The sequence below is a fragment of the Cobetia sp. 2AS genome (genome assembly GCF_029846355.1).
GTDB classification, from domain to species: Bacteria; Pseudomonadota; Gammaproteobacteria; order Pseudomonadales; family Halomonadaceae; genus Cobetia; species Cobetia amphilecti.
Genome location: NZ_JARWKQ010000002.1, coordinates 38,231 through 57,732, shown reverse-complemented (window position 1 = coordinate 57,732; position 19,502 = coordinate 38,231). Strand labels below are relative to the sequence as shown.

12 protein-coding genes are annotated in these 19,502 nt (G+C 60.3%); 5 read left to right on the top strand and 7 right to left on the bottom strand.

Annotated elements, in window-relative coordinates:
- Positions 1-175 precede the first annotated feature (175 nt).
- Positions 176-349: a DUF2970 domain-containing protein gene (locus QD356_RS05445; RefSeq protein ID WP_082388754.1), complete on the top strand. Its 174-nt coding sequence runs from the start codon at positions 176-178 to the stop codon at positions 347-349.
- Positions 350-538: 189 nt separating this feature from the next.
- On the opposite strand, the gene QD356_RS05440 is transcribed toward QD356_RS05445, so the two are convergent.
- The 7 genes from QD356_RS05440 to metH all read right to left on the bottom strand — a co-directional run bounded on the left by QD356_RS05440 (position 539) and on the right by metH (position 13,782).
- Positions 539-1,090 carry a DUF934 domain-containing protein gene (locus QD356_RS05440; protein WP_082388755.1) on the bottom strand — a complete coding sequence of 184 codons (552 nt, stop codon included), beginning with the start codon at positions 1,088-1,090 and terminating at the stop codon, positions 539-541.
- On the bottom strand, positions 1,083-2,735 hold the full coding sequence (locus QD356_RS05435; protein WP_192838809.1) for a nitrite/sulfite reductase: 1,653 nt from the start codon (positions 2,733-2,735) through the stop codon (positions 1,083-1,085). The genes QD356_RS05440 and QD356_RS05435 overlap by 8 nt, the downstream gene beginning before the upstream one ends.
- 289 nt (positions 2,736-3,024) lie before the next feature.
- Positions 3,025-5,265: a bifunctional diguanylate cyclase/phosphodiesterase gene (locus tag QD356_RS05430; protein WP_192838808.1), complete on the bottom strand. Its 2,241-nt coding sequence runs from the start codon at positions 5,263-5,265 to the stop codon at positions 3,025-3,027.
- 193 nt (positions 5,266-5,458) lie between these two features.
- Entirely contained in the window at positions 5,459-6,706 is a 1,248-nt protein-coding gene (locus QD356_RS05425) for an ABC transporter substrate-binding protein (protein ID WP_192838807.1), read from the bottom strand.
- Positions 6,707-6,783: 77 nt separating this feature from the next.
- Positions 6,784-8,124, bottom strand: a complete 1,341-nt coding sequence (locus QD356_RS05420) for an ABC transporter substrate-binding protein (RefSeq protein WP_192838806.1) — start codon at positions 8,122-8,124, stop codon at positions 6,784-6,786.
- 240 nt (positions 8,125-8,364) lie between these two features.
- Complete coding sequence (locus QD356_RS05415; RefSeq protein WP_192838805.1) at positions 8,365-9,693, bottom strand: MATE family efflux transporter; 1,329 nt, start codon at positions 9,691-9,693, stop codon at positions 8,365-8,367.
- Positions 9,694-10,056: 363 nt separating this feature from the next.
- Entirely contained in the window at positions 10,057-13,782 is a 3,726-nt protein-coding gene (gene metH / locus QD356_RS05410; RefSeq protein ID WP_192838804.1) for a methionine synthase, read from the bottom strand.
- 408 nt (positions 13,783-14,190) lie between these two features.
- Between metH and nfuA the strand changes: the two genes are divergently transcribed.
- From nfuA to ectB, 4 genes are all read left to right on the top strand, one after another.
- Entirely contained in the window at positions 14,191-14,781 is a 591-nt protein-coding gene (gene nfuA / locus QD356_RS05405; RefSeq protein WP_054556652.1) for a Fe-S biogenesis protein NfuA, read from the top strand.
- A 320-nt stretch (positions 14,782-15,101) separates the two neighbouring features.
- Positions 15,102-16,901 (top strand): sensor domain-containing diguanylate cyclase, encoded by a 1,800-nt coding sequence (locus tag QD356_RS05400; RefSeq protein ID WP_192838803.1) that lies wholly within the window; start codon positions 15,102-15,104, stop codon positions 16,899-16,901.
- A gap of 350 nt (positions 16,902-17,251) precedes the next feature.
- Positions 17,252-17,815: a diaminobutyrate acetyltransferase gene (ectA, locus tag QD356_RS05395; protein WP_225996561.1), complete on the top strand. Its 564-nt coding sequence runs from the start codon at positions 17,252-17,254 to the stop codon at positions 17,813-17,815.
- A gap of 286 nt (positions 17,816-18,101) precedes the next feature.
- The gene (gene ectB / locus QD356_RS05390) at positions 18,102-19,367 is read left to right on the top strand and encodes a diaminobutyrate--2-oxoglutarate transaminase (RefSeq protein ID WP_192838801.1); all 1,266 of its coding nucleotides are present in this window, start codon (positions 18,102-18,104) and stop codon (positions 19,365-19,367) included.
- The last annotated feature ends 135 nt before the right edge of the window (positions 19,368-19,502 follow it).

Sequence of the window (19,502 nt, the reverse complement as noted above, 5' to 3'; positions counted from 1 at the left end):
TAGTGATAGTTGCTGGTGTCTAGTGGCACAGGCTTCGCAACCTGAGCTGATTTGAGCATAGCTCCCTCTGCTGGAATGCGCGCGAGCATCCTGTGCTTGTCCCCAGTCAACTCAGGCTTCAACAACCCTGTGCCCAGATGATGAATTGCGTGAGGTCACCGACTAGGAGGCGATCATGATCAATGAAGTCAAATCCGTACTGGCAGCATTTTTTGGTGTCCAGAAGGAGGCCAATCGCAAGCGTGATTTCGAGCACGGCCATGCGCTGGACTTTCTGGTGGTGGGACTGGTGATGGCCGCACTGCTGGTGGGAGGGATGGCGCTGCTGTCCACGGTCGTCGCCGGCTGATGAGCCGCTCAGGCGACAGAGACGAAATGTCAGACAAGATTCTTCAGATACGAAACATCAGACATGGAAAAAGCCCCCGCCCAGGAGGCCATCCTGGACGGGGGCTTTTGCTTGGCTCACTCGACTGCGATTGCCTTCTATCCAGTGTCTATCCGAAGGCAGAAGCAGTGAGTGATCAAGAGCGGGCGATCAGCGACGCGCGAACAGCGGCGTCTTCTGGTCGACGCCGGTCTGGTAGCTGACGCTGAACGAGCTCAGGGCATGCAAGGCATCTTCCACATACTGATCATCACGCAGGGCAAAGGCACTGATGCCGCAACGGCTCATGTAGTGGAGTTGATCCACCAGAACGTCACCGATGGCGCGAATCTCACCCTGGTATCCGAAGCGCTCTCGCATCAGACGGGCGATGGTGTAACCGCGGCCATCATTGAAATTCGGGAAGTCGACCGCCAGCAGCGGTGCGTCCGCCAGTGCCTTACCCAGCTCCGGCGTGAGCTCGGTGTCACTGGCAAGCCAAGGCGCCAGATGATCAGAGCCTTCGCCGGCGGCGACCAGCGCCTGCCATTCTGCCAGCGGCAGCAGGGCGGGTTGCTGATAGCTCGGCAGATTGCCGTCTTCATCCAGACGCACGACCTGCCAGGCATCTTCGCTCACCAGCTGATTCTGACGGATGACGCCACCCTGGCGCTGATCGGTCAATTCACGTGCTGATGTCATTTCTGCAGTCACCTCAGGCATAGACCCGCTCCTTGAACGGCTTCATGCCGATGCGGTGGTAGGTATCGACGAAGACTTCATCTTCCAGACGCTGCTCTACATACACCTGCAGCACCTTGTCGATGACGTTCGGCATGTCTTCGGCATTGAAGGACGGGCCGAGGATCTTGCCGAGCGTGGCGTTGTCGTCGCTGCGCCCGCCCAGCGAGACCTGGTAGAACTCCTGGCCTTTCTTGTCGACACCGAGGATACCGATGTTGCCGACGTGGTGATGGCCACAGGCGTTCATGCAGCCCGAGATGTTCAGGTCCAGCGGGCCGAGGTCGTACAGGAAGTCGAGGTCTTCGAAGCGGTCCTGCAGTGCCTGAGCGATGGGAATCGACTTGGCATTGGCCAGCGAGCAGAAATCGCCACCCGGGCAGCAGATCATGTCCGCCAGCGTGCCCACGGTCGGGTTGGCCATGCCGAGTTCTTCCAGCGCCTTCCAGAGTGTCTCGAGTTCATCGACCGGCACGTCAGACAGCACCAGGTTCTGCTCGTGTGTCACGCGCAGTTCACCGAAGCCATATTGCTCCGCGAGGTCAGCCACGGCGTCCATCTGGTCGGCAGTGACGTCACCCGGGGCCAGTTCACGACGCTTGAGCGACAGGGTGACGGCCTTGTAGCCCGGCACCTTGTGGCCGACGACGTTGTTGGTCACGAAACGCGCGAAGGCACGGTTCTCGCGGCGCAGGGTCTCGTAGGCCTCGATGGCCTCGGAGCTGACTTCACGGCGCTCAGGCTCGGGGAAGTAGCTGGTCGCCTTGGTGACGGCGGAGTCGGTGAGGGTTTCCGGGCCATCCTTGAGGTGGGCCCATTCTTCCTCGACGCGACGACGGAATTCCTCGATTCCCAGTGCCTTGACCAGGATCTTGATGCGCGCCTTGTACTTGTTGTCGCGACGGCCCCACTGGTTGTAGACACGCACGATGGCGTCCAGATAGGTCAGCAGGTGCTGCCAGTCGAGGTCTTCGCGCACGATGTCGCCGACCATCGGCGTACGGCCGAGACCGCCACCCGCCAGGATGGTGGCCTTGACGCTGCCATCGTCGGCGCGGTTGAGACGAATGCCGATATCGTGGACCTGGATGGCAGCACGGTCGGCGCTGGCACCGGTGACGGCAATCTTGAACTTGCGCGGCAGATAGGCAAATTCCGGGTGAAGCGTGGACCACTGACGGATCAGCTCACACCAGGGACGCGGATCGACGGTCTCGTCTTCCGCGATACCGGCGAACTGGTCAGTCGTGGTATTGCGGATGCAGTTGCCGCTGGTCTGGATCGCATGCATCTCGACCTGAGCCAGTTCGGCGAGAATCGCCGGGACATCTTCCAGCTTCGGCCAGTTCAGCTGCAGATTCTGACGGGTGGTGAAGTGTCCATAGGAACGGTCATAACGACGGCTGATGGCCGCCATGGCGCGCAGTTGAACAGCGCTCAACATGCCGTAGGGAATGGCGATACGCAGCATCGGGGCATGACGCTGGATGTAGAGGCCGTTCTGCAGGCGCAGAGGACGGAATTCTTCATCTCCCAGACGGCCCGCCAGATAGCGATCCATCTGGTCCTTGAACTGAGCTACCCGCTCGTCGACCAGTGTCTGGTCGTAGGTGTCATAGCGATACATGTCAGGGGTGTCCTGCGGTCGGGCATCAGATGATCGTCCACTGATGCGAATCTTGTTGATGCTGAAGCCACCATACCCTCTATTCTTTATTCTTTAAAAGAATAAATCCTCATAGTTTTCGATGATGACGTTATTAAGAAGGCGCGTTGAGTTTGCCTACCAGCAGTGAAAAAGAAAAGACCAGACGCCGGAGGGGAGGCGTCTGGTCATGTTGCCCGGGGCCTCACGAAAGGCACGGGCCTGCCGCATGCCGGGCTTGCGCAGAACGGAGGGCCTCAGTCAGACGCCATCAGCCCGGATCATTGCCTGTGCCTGGTGCCCTCCTGACAGGTTTCAGCAGACTGACACGCGCATCCGCGTTGGCGGGAAAGCGCGTCTCGAAGGCCTGCTGCGGCATCGGGCGACCGAAGAGATAGCCCTGGAAGGCGTAGACGCCCATATCCCTGAAGAATTCGGCTTGCCCCCGTTCCTCGACCCCCTCGACAACGATTTGCATACCGAGTGATTGGCCCATCGCGACGATGACCCGTGCCAGCTCCCTGTCCCGGCGACTGGTCTCGACATTCATGACGAAGGAGCGATCGACCTTCAGGATGCCGAAAGGCAGTTCGTGCAGATAAGAGAGGCATGAGAAGCCTGTTCCGAAATCATCCAGCGAAAGGTTGACGCCCAGCCTACGTATGGCCTGCAGTTGATAACGCAGGCTGTCTTTGCTGTCGAGCATCAAGTTCTCGGTGACCTCGACCACCAGCTGCGAGGGACGAATCGGGTAGCGCTCGAGCAGTGACTCGAGCTGGTGCAGAATACCTTGATCCCTGAACTGGATGACGGAGGCATTGACGGACAGATAGCGCTCCTCGATCCCGAGTCGTCGCCATTCGCACAGAATGATGGCAGCCTCTTCCAATACCCAGTTGCCGATCTCGACGATCTGTCCGGTCTTTTCTGCCGCCGCAATGAACTCATCGGGGGGCACCAGGCCGAGCTCAGGGTGCTCAAGGCGGATCAGTGCCTCCGCGCCGAGCAGTTCCGGAGCCTCCAGGTCCGCGCTGGCCGCCCGGAAGATGGGCTGTAGATAAAGGCGGAACCAGCCCATGGTCAAGGCTTCGCGAATCATGCGCTCCTTCAGGAACAACGGCTCACCGTCTTCCAGCGCGCTATCACGGACGCAGGTGCGGTATTGATTGCCCCCCTCGTGCTTGATGTCCACCACGGTAAGTTCCAGCAGACGCATCAGGCGGCTGGGGCTCTCGTCATCTGCCTGCGCCTGCAGGCCCGCCATGCTCAGGCTGAGATGGATGGGTTCGCCAGCCTTGAGCAGCGGATGGGAGAAAGCGATTTGAATCCGGTGGACAAGTGGGCGCAAGTCATTGATAACACAGGTCATGACGAATTCATCACCACCAGTACGTCCGATCCAGTCGGGGTCACACTCCTTGAGTCGTGCGCCAACCTCTTTCAACAGCAGATCGCCGTCCATCGGCCCCAGGTGGTGATTGATGCTGTGGAATCGATCGATATTGACCAGCAGCAAACCAAAGACAGCGTCACGTGCGATCAACTGCTGGACATGCTGATTGAGCGACAGCCGGTTGGGTAACTGCGTCAAGGGGTCAATCAGCTCATGCTCCAACAGCCGTTGCTGGGTCCTGGTCAGTTCGGTGATGTCCGTCAGCAGCATCATCGTGCCCCGGGCCTGGCTGCCATTGGCGGCCGGAATGACCACCTGAACCTGACGGTCTTCCTGGTGTTGGCAGTTCAATGTCATCACCAGGTCGTTGCAGGCATTGCCCAGTCGCAAGGCTGTGCTGATGCGATGGATGTGCTTGCCATTCTGACTGCTGATGAGAGCATGGAAGGGCATGCCGACAAGATGTTCACGAGCCCAACCGGTCACCTCCAGCATTTGCTCGCTGGCATCCTGTACCGTGCCCTTGTCGTCGATCACCAGCAGCAACGCGGGGGTATCACGATAGAAGTGTTGATAGCGCTCTTCGTTATCGCGCAGCGCTTCCATCATGTTGAAGATTCGCTCCCCCAGCTTGTTCAGCTCCACGATGACCTTGTTGATCTCGCGCGAGTGAACGGGGGGGATGCGTTGGAAGGTGGCATGCTGGCCCTCCAGCTGCCGCATGCGCCTCACGGCATTGCTCAAGGGGTCCATCACATAGCGCTTCAACTGCCAGGAAAGCATCAGCAGGATCGACAGAATGATGGTCAGGGCGATCCCGAACAGCACAGCTCCACCCTGATAACGGGCGGCAAGCAACGGGGCGTTGGTGCTCTCCAGCTCAAGCCTGCCAACAGCCTGCGTGACCAGTGAATTCTGGTAGACAAGATTCTTCGAATGCGTGATGGGGTCCAACGCTGTGCCGCTCTTGGCAATCTCCTCGACAAGTTCACCCTCATGATTGAAGTAGCGCACGGCGTGAACGCTGGCGTGGTGACTGAGTGCCTCGAGGTAGACATGAACTTTCTCATCGTCAAAGTTCCATATCGCGTCCGGCATCGACAGCGCCACGATATCCATCATTTCCTGATGGTCATCATGCATGTGCTCGACGGCCTCGCTGGTATACAGGTAATAACTCACGATTCCACTGATGGCACAGATGGCAAACACCAGCGGTGCAAGTATCCGCAGTATGCGCCATCTGAGCGGTGACGCATTCTCGCCATCACTATTGGGCACCGCATCGGGAGTCTTTGTGAGTCTCTGGTCATCAATCATGACGCTGTTCCCCCTCAGTGGCGGAAGCCGGAGGTTCAGGTTTCAATGCACCGGCAGTGGAGGCCTGACGTGGCGATGGCGGCAGGAAAGGCGCGGCGTTGTCGGACAATATCGCCACCACCTCTACCAGATGACTCATCGGCTTGAGCGCCAGCACTTCCAGTGGGATCTCGTCGAGATAAGAGTCGGGGTCAGCACTCGTGGCGAGGCCCATGCTGTAGTAGCGGGTGCCGAGCGCTTCAGGCGTGATCACCTCTTGCTGCACAGCGGCCAGCAACACCAGTGCCCAGGCAGTCGCTAGGGCGCCACCCCCCGCGCTGGCCTCCATTTCACCGGAACGTAGATGGTCTATCCCTTCGCGTGTCCAGCCCATGCCAGCGACAACTACATCCTCGCCCGGACGCAAGCCATTGAGCTTCAGCGCGTCGATCGCGGCGATCGCCATCAGGTCACTGGCAGCCCAGATGACCCGCAGCGGCAAGCTGCCGTCCTGGCGCTTCACATAGCGGTCTACTGCCTTGAATGCATCCTCATAGTTCCAATTGGCTTGAAATGTTCTATCCACGGACAGGTAAGGGGCTTTACGCAGAGCATCCTGCATCCCACGCAGCCTCAGGTGAGTCGCTTCGTCGTGTTGTCCGCCCACAAGGGCGATGCCCGTGCCCTCGGTTTCGCCATGCACTTGGCGATGGCGTTCGATGAGAGCCTGCATGGTGTCATGGCCACCTTGTTGATGATCAGGCGCTACACTGCCCAGCCAATGGGCATGACCGCCGAGGGGTTTGCCCTCGACCTGGTGTTGCTCAGGGGATAGGCTGTTCAGCACTATCATCACTGGAACACCAGTGGTGTCACTGGTGGCCAGTAGCGGAATAGCCAGGCCATGATTGTTGGTGGTGATCAGTAGATCGGGTGGATCCGGGCGCGTCATCACCTCCGTACCCAGACGAATGAATTCATCGGTATTGCGCTTGGCACTGATGACTTCCAATGTCATTCCCAGCGAGGCTGCGGTAGTGGAGGCCGCCTTGATCATCTGTTCCCAGAAGTTTTCTGTAGCATGAGCAGGATTCAGGAATACGACCTCTTTGATGGGCTTGGTCGATATGGCGGTCTCGGCCCCTGGCTCTGCCTGAGCCTGAGCATGGAACATCATGGGGGAGCTTAATAATGCCGTCACGATGCCTGCCCAGACCACATTGAGATACCGAAGTGAAGAAAGCAGACGTGTCAGCTTCATGCTGACTCCGTGATTCAGGCAACGTGGTGAGGTCCAGCGGCGATGAAAGTCGCCCTGCGAGCTCTCCTTGAGCCTCCTCATTGAGGGGCGTCCATGAGCGCGCTGGAACGTGCAGTCTTCCTCTGGGTGGCAGGAGCCTGACGGGGCAATCCGGATGCCGTGGCCTGGTGGCCAAGCATCTGCGTCAATACCCTCATCGGATCAAACTCATAGTCATCCCGCGATGCCTGCAAGCCGAAGGCGGCGAAATCTGCAGCTTCCCAGTCAGGGTTTTCCAGAAGCGGGCCATATCGCGCCACATTGTCATGCGTGATGGCGCTCATCGGGAAGTTGACGGTTCTGGGGGTCCATTCCTCTATATCGGCATGGTCTCTTGCCATCACCATTGCCCAGGCTCCCGCCATGAAATGACCGCCGTCCGTCAACAGCATGCGCTGGTCCTTCACCATGCTGATCCCCTCCGGTGACCAGTTGAGCCCTGCCACCAGCACATCCACGCCGGGCGTGAGGCCCGCTGACTCGAGCGCAAGAATGGCCCCCTCGGCCATGGCATCATTCGCCGCCCAGATCAGATCATTCTGACCGCTTGAGCGGCTGACCCACTTGAGATATTGCGCAGTAAGATGTTCGGCATCCTGAGTATTCCAGCGCGCCTCGAGTATGCGGTCTATCTGGACGTCCTGGTCCTGGGAAAAGCCGACCACCATGCCGGTATTGCGGGCAATCGAGGCAGGGGTTCGGGTATCGCCGATCAAGGCAAGCCCATGCAATTGGCCGGTGGGCGAGCCTTCTCGCGCCACCTTGATCAGCTGGGTCGCCATGCGTTTGCCCGCAGTGTGGTTGTCCGGGATGATGCTGCCGATCCAGGAGGGGTGGAGGGACCCCGGGGTGCCATGGGTCAGCGCCTCTTCGCGGCTCAGTCCGTTCAACAGCATCACGACATGAGTGTCGTGGCCATCCGCAATCGTCAACAACTCGGAGGCCGCCTGCTCTTCATTGACCAGCAGGAGGTAATCCGGAGCGGCAGGGCTTTCCAAAGCCTGATTCGCGAGTTTCTTGAGCAGGTAGGGATTGCGCTCGGCGTAGACGACTTCCAGTGAGATATTCAGGTCCAGGGCGGCTGCTTGCATGGTGTCGGTCACCATGTCCCAGAAGCGTTCGCCACGCAGTCCGGGGTTCACGAAGGTGGCGGTCAGCGGGCGTCCTGGCATCGCCTCCTGTGCACCACGCGCCCTCGATTGGCCTGTAGGGTAGGCAGAGGCTTGAGTGTTTTCGGAGGTTCGAGACGTGAGATCGGAGGAGGAAGAGCCAGAGGATGAGGCGTCGACCAGCCCGCTGAGGGCAAGGCAACCACACAGGACGATCAGCCTTGGCAAGCCAAGTTGTGCTCGTCCTGTCCTGATGGTGGCAGCGGACATGGTGTTCTCCCTAGTGCATTTACTTTTGTTTCTATCAGGGTACGCGACTGGGTAAGCAGGGAATTGACTTCAACAAGGCTGCAATTCACCAATCTTCAACGATTGGGCGGCGTATATCGCTACTCCTAAATATACCATGGGCGGCAGGAGTAAGAGGCTGCAGAGAGCTCTAACGAGGAACAATAGGGAGAATCAAGATGCCCCGTAATACAGCAAGCGATTAGCGCGGCCACAGCACTCTTAAAGGCGCAAGGCTTGCCACGCTCTGCGTTGCCAGATAAGCCCGAAGACGAGCGAGTTGAGCAGGCGATAGGCGAGCTGGATTGCCCAGATGGCGACGAGGCCACCTTCCTGATGGACGCCCCACCACCAGGCCGCGGGCAGAAAGATCAGCCACTGCAGGCTCAAGGTGGCAAGCATCACGGTGCGATGGGCGCCGGCGCCCAGCAGTGCCTGGGCCAGCACGATGGCGGTGCAGTCGAGCACGATCATGGCGGCCGTCATCTGCAGCGGCAGCAGGCCCAGCTCGATCAATGGCGGGCGATGCAGGAACAGCCCGAGCACGCTCTGGGGCGCGACCCACAGCGGCAAGCCCAGCAGCAACAGACACGGCAGTGCCACGCGCACGGTGTCCCACCCCCAGCGATGGGCCTCTTCATGCTCACCGCTGCCCAGTGCCTGACCCACCAGACTCATGGCAGCAAGCCCAAGCCCGACCCCGGGCAATATCAGCAGCAGGGAGAGATTCACCAGCACATGGCCGACCGCGACACTGGCTGCATCGATCTGACCGAGTATCCAGAACAGCATCGCGTAGCCCGCCGCGAACCATAGCTGCTGAAAGGAGTGGGGCACCGCCAGCTTGAGCAGCGTCAGGTAATGCGTCATCGGCGGCCAGGCGTGCAGGACACCGTGCAGACTGCGCTCGCCCAGCGTCGCCTTGATCCACAGCGCCAATGCGACCAGCAGGGACAGCGTCGTACCGGCCCCGGCGCCATCGGCGCCCATCTGCGGGGCGCCGAACAGACCGTGGATCAGGATGATGCTGAGCACGACATTGACCGCCTGGGTGATCAACATGATGCGCAGATAGATGCCGGTGCGCTGCAGGCCATTCCAGAAGCCTCGGAAGCAGAACGCCATGGCGACCGGTATCAGCCCCAGCACGCGCCATTGGAAATACGAGGAGGCCGTTTCATGCACGCCGGGCTGGTCATTGATCAGCGACAGCAGTGGCTCAGCCCAGTGATGGCAGGCGAGGGTGACGGGAATGCCGATCGACAACGCCAGCACGAGACCGGCATTCAGGCCTTCACCACAACGCTCAGGCGCTTCCTCGCCCAGGCGTCGCGAGGTCTGTGCCTGAACGGCGGAGGACAGCCCGAAGATCAGCGCCGTGACCATGAACATGGCATAGCCACCGATCCCCACACCCGCCAGCGCCGTCTCGCCCAGACTGCCGACCAGTGCCGCGTCGATCAGGTTGAGCAGACTCTGCGACAGCATCGCCCCGATGATCGGCAGCGCCAGCTTCAGAATTCGTGTGTTGCGCGCAAGATCCCCCAGCATCAGACGCTCCCACGCGGGGAGTCGGAAAGGTGAGAAGAGCAGGAAGAGTCAAAAGCCTCGACGACGGCTGACAAGCGAGAAACCAGTGAACGGGGCTGCGATGAACAGAACAGCGACAAACCGAGCAGAGACAAACAAGACAGTGATAGGCAGAACAGTGACAAACAAAGCAGTGATAAACAAAGCAGTGACAACGGTAGCACGGGCGACTCACGACAGCGGACAAGGAAGAGCGCCATGATAGCGCGCTCGGCAAACTGAAGACATCGCCTCTCAGACGACAGCGCGCCCCATCTCCTGAGAGGTGAGGCGCGTGGAGCTGACATTGGCTGCATCAACCGGCGGGGCGGCTGATGGAGGGGATCACTCGGCGTCGGGATCGTAGCTCAGCACCGGCGACAGCCAGCGTTCCATCTCGGAAAGCTCCATTGCTTTGCGGCTCGCCAGAGACTGCACCTGATCGCGGGTGATCTTGCCGGTGGAGAAATATTTCGACTCCGGGTGCGCGAAGTACCAGCCAGAGACGGCGGCCGCCGGCCACATGGCGAAGCTCTCGGTCAGCACCATGCCGGCATGCGTCTCCGGTTCGAGCATGCGGAACAGCGTGGCCTTCTCGGTGTGATCCGGACAGGCCGGGTAGCCGGGCGCCGGACGAATGCCGCGATACTTCTCGGCGATCAACGCCTCGTTGTCGAGCACTTCCTGACTATCGTAGCCCCAGAACTCCTTGCGTACGCGTTCGTGCAGGCGCTCGGCAAAGGCTTCGGCGAGACGGTCCGCCAGCGCCTTGACCATGATGGCGTTGTAATCATCGCCCGCCGCCTCGTACTCCCTGGCCAGTTCATCCGCGCCATGTCCGGTGGTCACGGCGAAGCCACCGATCCAGTCCGGCTTGCCACTGTCACGCGGGGCGATGAAGTCGGCAAGACTGTGACAGACGCCATCACGGTTCTTGGTCATCTGCTGACGGATATGATGCAGGCGCTCGACCACCTGGGTGCGTGACTCATCGGCGTAGACTTCCAGGGTGTCGTCGTCGACACAGTTGGCCGGCCAGAAACCGATCACGCCACGTGCCATCAGCACCTTGTCATCGATCAGCTTGCGCAGCATCACCCTGGCATCGGCAAACAGCGAACGCGCCGCTTCCCCGACCGTCTCATCCTGCAGAATCTTCGGGTACTTGCCCGCCAGCTGCCAGCTCATGAAGAAGGGCGTCCAGTCGATGCGCTCGACCAGTTCATTCAGATCGTAGTCATCGAAGACCTTGAGGCCGGTGAAGCTGGGGGCCGGCGGGGTGTAATGCTCCCAGTCCGGCTGGAAACGGCGCTTGCGCGCCTCGCGGTAGTCGAGATCCGCGGCCTTGGGGCGGCGCTTGGCGTTGCGCTCGCGCACCACGGCGTACTCGGTGCGAATCTGATCGACATAGGCTGCCTTGAGTTCCGGCGACAGCAGGCGCGAGGCCACGCCCACCGCGCGCGAGGCGTCGGTGACATAGATGACCGGCTGATCATACTGCGGTTCGATCTTGACGGCGGTGTGAGCCTTGGATGTGGTCGCGCCACCGATCAGCAGCGGCAATTCAAAGCCACGGCGCTGCATCTCCCTGGCGACATTGACCATCTCGTCCAGCGACGGCGTGATCAGCCCCGAAAGCCCGATGATGTCGGCCTTCTCGTCGATGGCGGTCTGCAGGATCTTCTCCGCCGGCACCATCACGCCCAAGTCGATCACCTCATAGTTGTTGCACTGAAGCACCACGCCGACGATGTTCTTGCCGATGTCGTGGACATCGCCCTTGACGGTTGCCATGACGATCTTGCCCTTGGCCTGGGTCTCGCCGCTCTTCTCGGCCTCGATGAAGGGGATCAGGTGGGCGACCGCCTGCTTCATGACGCGCGCCGACTTCACCACCTGGGGCAGGAACATCTTGCCCGCGCCGAACAGGTCGCCGACCACATTCATGCCGTCCATCAGCGGCCCTTCGATGACCTCGATGGGTCGGGCTGCCTGCAGGCGCGCCTCTTCGGTATCTTCCTCGATATGGACGGTGATGCCCTTGACCAGCGCGTGCTCGATGCGCTTGTTGACCGACCAGCTGCGCCATTCGAGGTCTTCCTTCTTCTCACCGCTGCTGCCATCGCCCTTGTACTTGTCGGCGATGTCGAGCAGGCGCTCGGTGCTGTCATCGCGGCGGTTGAGTACCACGTCCTCGACGGCGTCACGCAGCTCATTGGGAAGGTCATCGTAGAGCGCCAGCTGGCCGGCGTTGACGATGCCCATGCTCAGGCCCGCCTGGATGGCGTGATAGAGGAATACCGAGTGGATCGCTTCGCGGACCGGATTGTTGCCGCGGAACGAGAAGGACACGTTGGAGACGCCACCCGAAATCATCGCGTGGGGCAGGTTGTCATGAATCCAGCGCGTGGCCTCGATGAAATCGACCCCGTAGTTGTTGTGCTCCTCGATGCCGGTGGCGATGGCGAAGATGTTGGGGTCGAAGATGATGTCCTCGGCCGGGAAGCCGATGTCATCGACCAGCATCCGGTAGGCGCGCTCACAGATCTCGATCTTGCGCTGATAGGTATCGGCCTGGCCGACATCATCGAAGGCCATGACCACCACGGCGGCGCCGTGACGGCGACAGATCTGCGCCTGCTGCCGGAAGCTTTCCTCGCCTTCCTTGAGCGAGATGGAATTGACCACCGCCTTGCCCTGGATGCATTTCAGGCCCGCCTCGATGATGTCCCACTTCGAGGAGTCGACCATGATCGGCACGCGCGAGATGTCCGGTTCCGAGGCGATCAGGTTCAGGAAGCGCACCATGGCCTCCTGTGACTCCAGCATGCCCTCATCCATGTTGACGTCGATGACCTGGGCGCCGTTCTCAACCTGTTCGAGGGCGACTTCCAGCGCAGTGGTGTAGTCCTCTTCCTTGATCAGACGACGAAAGCGCGCGGAGCCGGTGACGTTGGTACGCTCACCGACATTGACGAACAGCGAGTCCGGCTGGATGTTGAAGGGCTCAAGCCCCGACAGGCGGCAGGCCGGCGCGATCTTTGGCACCTTGCGCGGCGGGTACTGGGCGACCACACGCTTGACCGCCTGGATGTGCTCTGGGGTGGAGCCACAGCAGCCACCGATGATGTTGAGCAGGCCCGCCGCGGCGAAGGAGCCGATGATCTCGGCCATCTCGTCCGGGGTCTGGTCGTACTCGCCGAATTCGTTGGGCAGGCCGGCGTTGGGGTGCGCGGAGACGAAGGTATCGGCCTTCTCGGACAGCTCACGCAGATAGGGGCGCAGCTCCTCGGCGCCCAGCGCGCAGTTGAGGCCGATGCTCAGCGGGCGCGCGTGACGCACCGAGTTCCAGAAGGCTTCGGTGGTCTGGCCGGACAGCGTACGTCCCGAGGCATCGGTGATGGTGCCGGAAATCATCACCGGCAGGCGCGGATGACCTTCGTCGAACAGCTCCTCGAGGGCGTAGATCGCCGCCTTGGCATTCAAGGTGTCGAAGATGGTCTCGATCAGGATCAGGTCCGCGCCGCCCTCGAAGAGCGCCAATGCGGCCTCGCGGTAGTTGTCGCGCAGGATATCGAAGGTGACATTACGCTTGGCGGGGTCATTCACATCCGGCGAGATGGAGCAGGTGCGGCTGGTCGGGCCGAGCACCCCGGCGACGAAGCGCGGGATGCCAGTCTCGGCGGTCACGGCATCCGCCGTCTTGCGCGCCAGGCGCGCCGATTCGAGATTGATCTCGTGGACCAGCGCCTGCATGCCGTAATCGGACTGCGACAGCTGAGTGGCATTGAAGGTGTTGGTCTCGACGATGTCGGCGCCGGCCTCGAAGTAGGCGCGGTGGATCGCCTCGACAATGTCCGGCCGGGTCAGCGCGAGCAGGTCGTTGTTGCCCTTGATGTCGCTTGGCCAGTCGGCGAAGCGCTCGCCACGGAAGTCTTCCTCTTCCAGCCCGTAGCTCTGCAACATGGTGCCCATGCCGCCATCGAGGATCAGGATACGCTCCTGCAGCGCCTGGCTCAGCGCGTCGGGCAGGGGCAGAGAATAGGGTACAGGGGATAGGGCTTGCGCCATGACGGACTCCAGCGTGCGTGACCTGTCGCGTTGTCTCCCGAGCGTGTAGCGTTCTCTGCCAGGCCAATACTTTGCCAAGCCAGTACTTTGCCAAGCCAGTACCTTCTGAGCCCAGTACCTTGCCGAGAAAGTCACACGCCACAGGCGCGAACTCATTGCTATTGAGAGGCGCTGGCGCGGGATCCGTTCACCAAATCCCCGCCTGGCCAGTTTGGGATATCGTATCAGACTGCAGAATCGTCACGATGAGCATGATTCATGCGCAACATGAGTCAGTCAGGAGTGCCGGCAAGGGAGTGGTCGCGCGCAGGACACCAAACCCGAGTGATTTGCTCAGGATTGCGAGTGCAGCAGGTTTTCCTTAACATGGAGCCATTAGTCACCTGACATCAAGAGAGTCTCTGCGCCATGAGTGAGAGCATCCAGATTACCGATAGCGCCCAGGAGTATCTTGCCGAGCTGCTCGAGAAGCAGAACGTCGAAGGTATCGGTGTGCGCATCTTCATCACCCAGCCGGGCACGCCGTATGCCGAGACCTGTCTCGCCTACTGCCGCCCGGGCGAGGAAGAGCCGACGGATGAGATCCTGGATCTACCGAAGCTGAAGGTCTATCTCGACACGCATAGCGTGCCGTTCCTGGAAGAAGCGACCGTCGACTTCAATGCCGATCGCATGGGTGGTCAGCTGACCATCAAGGCGCCGAACGCCAAGATGCCCAAGGTCAACGCCGACAGCCCGCTGGAAGACCGCATCAACTACCTGCTCTACAGCGAGATTAACCCGGGTCTGGCGGCTCACGGTGGCGAGATCAAGCTGGTGCAGCTGACCGAAGAGCAGGTCGCCGTGCTGCAGTTCGGTGGCGGTTGCCAGGGCTGCTCCGCCGTCGATCTTACGCTGAAGGATGGTGTCGAGAAGACGCTGATGGAGCGTATCCCGGAGCTGACCGGTGTGCGTGACGTCACCGATCACACCGACACGACCAACGCCTACTACAGCTGATGTCGGGTCTGGCTTCGGGCCCGATGTCAGGGTCGAAGCCAAGCACAGGCCAGAAACGCAATCTCCCATCGATTTTCGGTGGGAGATTTTTTATGGGCGCGACGTCAGCCTGTCAGGGGCTGAGGCAATCTGACGCGAGCCTGTGACATCCAGGCCAGGGCATACAGCGTATGAAGGGAGGTTCGGGGAAGTTGCTGCGTAAAGTATTAGATTTATCTGGTATCGTGGCAGTATCTTTTTCATGCTGGCAGCGCCCATCGGCTGGCCGGCATGACGCGTTTTCGTCGAACGTTTCCTCCCATCGTCAAGAGATAGCCTTCATGAGTCTGGCCAACCTGCGCTTTCGCACCATCAACATCATCATCTGTGTGCTTTCCGCCTTGGCGGGGCTGGTGTTGCTGGTCGTGTTGGCATTCATTACCCGCAACGTGTCCGACCTGCAGAGCGACTGGCAGGAATATCAGCAGGCACGCTCCGACAAGCCGCGCCTGGAAGGTCAGCTGACCAAGGCCCTGGGCTATGGCGGCATGGTGCATGACTTCAAGAATCTCGTGCTGCGTCAGGACCTCGAGCTGATCGGCGAGGTGCAGAACGAGATCGGTGCCGCTCGCAGCGCTCTGAGCCGTTACCAGAACCTTGGACTGACCCAGGGGGAGGAAAATGCGGTGGCAGGCCTGCGTGCCACCATCAGCCGTTATGAGCTGATGGTGCCCAGAATACGCACGATGATCGAGCAGGGGCGCTCGAGTGCCGATATCGACAAGCTGGTTCAGATCGATGATTTCCAGGCCGTCTCGGGGCTGGATACCCTGCGGCGTATCTCCATCGCGGAGCTGCGTGACAATGACAATCCGCTCGAGAACGGCTTGGGCAAGGCTCGCCTGGTGGCCAACCTGCGCCGTGACCTCGGCTATGGCGAGATGATCCACCACTTCAAGAATTATGTGCTGCGCAGCGACGCCATCTACGGTCAGCAGGCGGCGCAGGACATCGAGTCTCTGCGCGCCACCCTGGCGGCTTATCGTGAGATGGGCATGAACACCGCCGAGCAACGTGCCATCCGCGATATCGCCGATGTCATCCAGTCCTACAGTGACCGCTTGAACAAGGTCAACCAGCTGCATGACGAGCAGGCAGACCTTTCTCCGCGTGAGGTCGATCAGCTGGTCAAGGTCAATGATGCGCCGGCGCTTGACGCACTGGCGGTGCTGGATCACGAAAGCCGCATGCGGATCGCGGCCACCTCTGCCGCGGTCGGCAAGACGCTCAAGCTGCTGGCCACGGTGGCCCCGGTGGTCAATGGCCTGGCACTGGCGATGATCGTGGTGCTGATCGGCATCTCGATGTGGCTGTTCGGGCGTTATGTGCTGGTACCGATCCGTCGTCTGACCCAGACCATGAATACCCTGGCCAATGACGATGTCAGCGTGGTGATCGACAGCACCCAGCACACCAATGAAGTGGGTCAGATGGCGCGGGCGCTGCAGAAGTTCAAGTACAACATCATCGAGAGCAACAACTACAAGAAGCGCATCACGCAACTGGCGATGCATGACTCTCTGACGGGACTGCCCAATCGACAGCATTTCTATGAGCGGGTCGAGCATTGGCTCGAAAGCGTCAATGACGAAGGCGGGCAGCTGGCGTGCCTGATGCTGGACATCGACAAGTTCAAGCCCATCAATGACACCCATGGCCATGCCGCCGGGGATGTGGCGCTCAAGGTGATCGCGGAGCGACTCAACCAGGTGGTGCGCAAGGGCGATTTCGTCGCACGTCTGGGAGGCGATGAGTTCGTGGTGCTGGTCCACAATGCCGACATTCAGGCGAATCTGGGTCGCCACGGGGAACTCGCCCAGCTGGCCCAGCGCATCATCGACAGTCTGGGCAAGCCATTCCTGTATGAAGAGCACAAGCTGGAAGTGGGCTGCAGCATCGGGATTGCCATCGCCCCTCAGCATGGCAGCGATCGTGAACAGCTATCACACAATGCGGACATGGCGCTCTACGCCGCCAAGCATGAGGGACGCAATTGCGCGGTGCAGTTCAGCCGCCATGATGAGCTGGGCCAGATTGTCGCGACCGCCAGCAAGAAACGTGAGGGGCAGAAACAGCAGTGACGGAAGCCCTGGGTTCAAGCCCTGGAGCAGAAGCCGCCTTTGCGGTAATGGAAAGGCAGCGGCAACGCAAGCAAGGCCAGATGCCGCATGAGCATGCAATCAAACGGCGCCCCTCGGGGCGCCGTCTTGCGTCTAGTGGGGACAAATCATCAGCGGCGGTGGGCAAGGGCGAGAGTTGCCCGGTACTGATATTGGTACTGGCCACGGCCTGCACGCTCACCGATACGGGGCTTGGGATAATTCTACGTTATCCATACGCTTCGCGAGAATAATTTATGGTTTGCGATATCCATAACAGTTTGTTATGGTTTATAGCGAATTCGCCAACTGCGAAATATTTTATGAAAACCATGACAATGACTTCCACGATTCAGGGCCTGGCCCACCACACCCATGATGCCGTGATCAACCGCACCAGCGCGCCGTTGTTCATCCGTCAGCCGACTACCGATGATGGTTGGGGCGTCTATGAGCTGGTCAAGGCCTGCCCGCCGCTGGACCTCAATTCAGGGTATTCGTACGTTTTGCTGGCCACGCAGTTCCGTGACAGCTGCGCCATCGCGACAGATGAGGAAGGTGAGGTCGTCGGCTTCGTTTCCGGTTACACCCGCAACGATGCCCCGCAGACCTTCTTCCTGTGGCAGATCGCCGTCGGTGAGAAGGCGCGTGGTACTGGCCTGGCACGCCGCTTGATCGAAGCCGTGATGAAGCGTCCCGAAATGGCGCACGTGCGTCACCTCGAGACCACCATCACGCCGGACAACGAGGCGTCCTGGGCATTGTTCACTCGCCTCGCCGAGCGCTGGCAGGTGCCGCTGCACTCGCGTGAGTACTTCTCTTCAGACCAGCTGGGTGGCGAGCACCTTGCCGAAAACCTGGTGCGCATCGGCCCGTTCCTGCCGAGCGATATCTGAGTGCTCGACGCGCTCAAGGCTCTTGTGCCGCCAGAGCCCATGTACAGCACGGGCGAATAGCAAGCCGCAAGAAGTCCCGGACGGGACGCCGTCATGATTCTTGTGTCGGTCGTCGAGAAGAATCACGTCTCGTCCGGCAGATGTTCACGACAGGAAGGTTGTGACATCTCCTGCTGACCCCATGTGTGAGTGAGGTGGGTAGGGTCAGTGTCATTCGTTGGATCGTCTTTACATTCTGGTATGGCCATTTCAGTAGTCGGCCATCCATCACCAGGGAGGTGACAGCATGAATACGCAGATTCTCGAACAGATGGAATCCGAGGTACGCACTTATTCGCGTTCTTTCCCGACCGTTTTCACCAAGGCGCAGAATGCCCACCTGTTCACCGAGGACGGCAAGCGCTACATCGATTTCCTCGCCGGTGCCGGTGTGCTCAACTACGGGCATAACCATCCGGTACTCAAGAAGGCACTGGTCGATTACATCAGCAATGATGGCATCATCCACGGCCTCGATATGTGGACTTCCGCCAAGCGCGATTTCCTCGAAGCGCTGGAGGAAGTGATCCTCAAGCCGCGTGGTCTGGACTACAAGGTCCACTTCCCGGGGCCGACCGGCACCAACGCGGTCGAAGCTGCCATTCGTCTGGCGCGCAAGGTTTCCGGCCGCCACAACATCGTGTCGTTCACCAACGGCTTCCATGGTGTGACCATGGGTGCCTTGGCCACCACCGGTAACGCCAAGTTCCGTGATGCGGCGGGTCTGCCGGCGCAGGGTGCGCAATTCGTGCCCTACGATGGCTACATGGGTGAGGGCATCGACACCGTTGCCTACCTCGACAAGCTGCTCAAGGATTCCTCCAGCGGCCTGGATCGCCCGGCAGCAGTGCTGGTCGAGACCGTGCAGGGTGAGGGCGGGATCAACCCGGCTTCCATCGAATGGCTCCAGCGTCTGGATGCCTTGTGCAAGGAGCACAAAATCCTGTTGATCGTCGATGATATCCAGGCGGGTTGTGGTCGTACCGGCAAGTTCTTCAGCTTCGAGCACGCCAACATCGTGCCGGATATCGTCTGCAACTCGAAGTCGCTGTCTGCCTCCGGTGTGCCGTTCGCGATGGTGATGATGCGTCCCGAGCTGGACCAGTGGAAGCCGAGCCAGTACAACGGCACCTTCCGTGGCCACGCCCTGGCCTTCGTGACCGGCGCCGCCGCGCTGCGCCACTTCTGGAGTGATGACAAGTTCGAGCGCGATATCCAGCGCAAGGGCCGTATCGTCGAAGATCGCTTCCAGAAGATTGCCGCCAAGGCCCGTGAGAACGGCTTCGAAGCGCACGAGAAGGGCCGTGGCCTGATGCGCGGTATCGATGTCCGTGACGGTGATCTGGCCGATGCCATCACCTCACGCTGCTTCGAGCAGGGCTTGATCATCGAGACCAGTGGTCACTCCGGTCAGGTCGTCAAGTGCCTGTGCCCGCTGACCATCCGCGACGAAGACCTGCTGGAAGCCCTCGATATCATCGAGGAAAACGCTGCCGCAGTGCTGTCCAAGTAACACTGTCTTCCCGCGGGGCGCCCGGTCATCGGCGCCCCGCGGGTCATTGGTGAGCTCTTGGCTTGCCATCCCCACCGATTGCCCATCCAGGTCATCCCTTCGTTACGGTAATCGCCATCTGTCAGCTGTCGATGT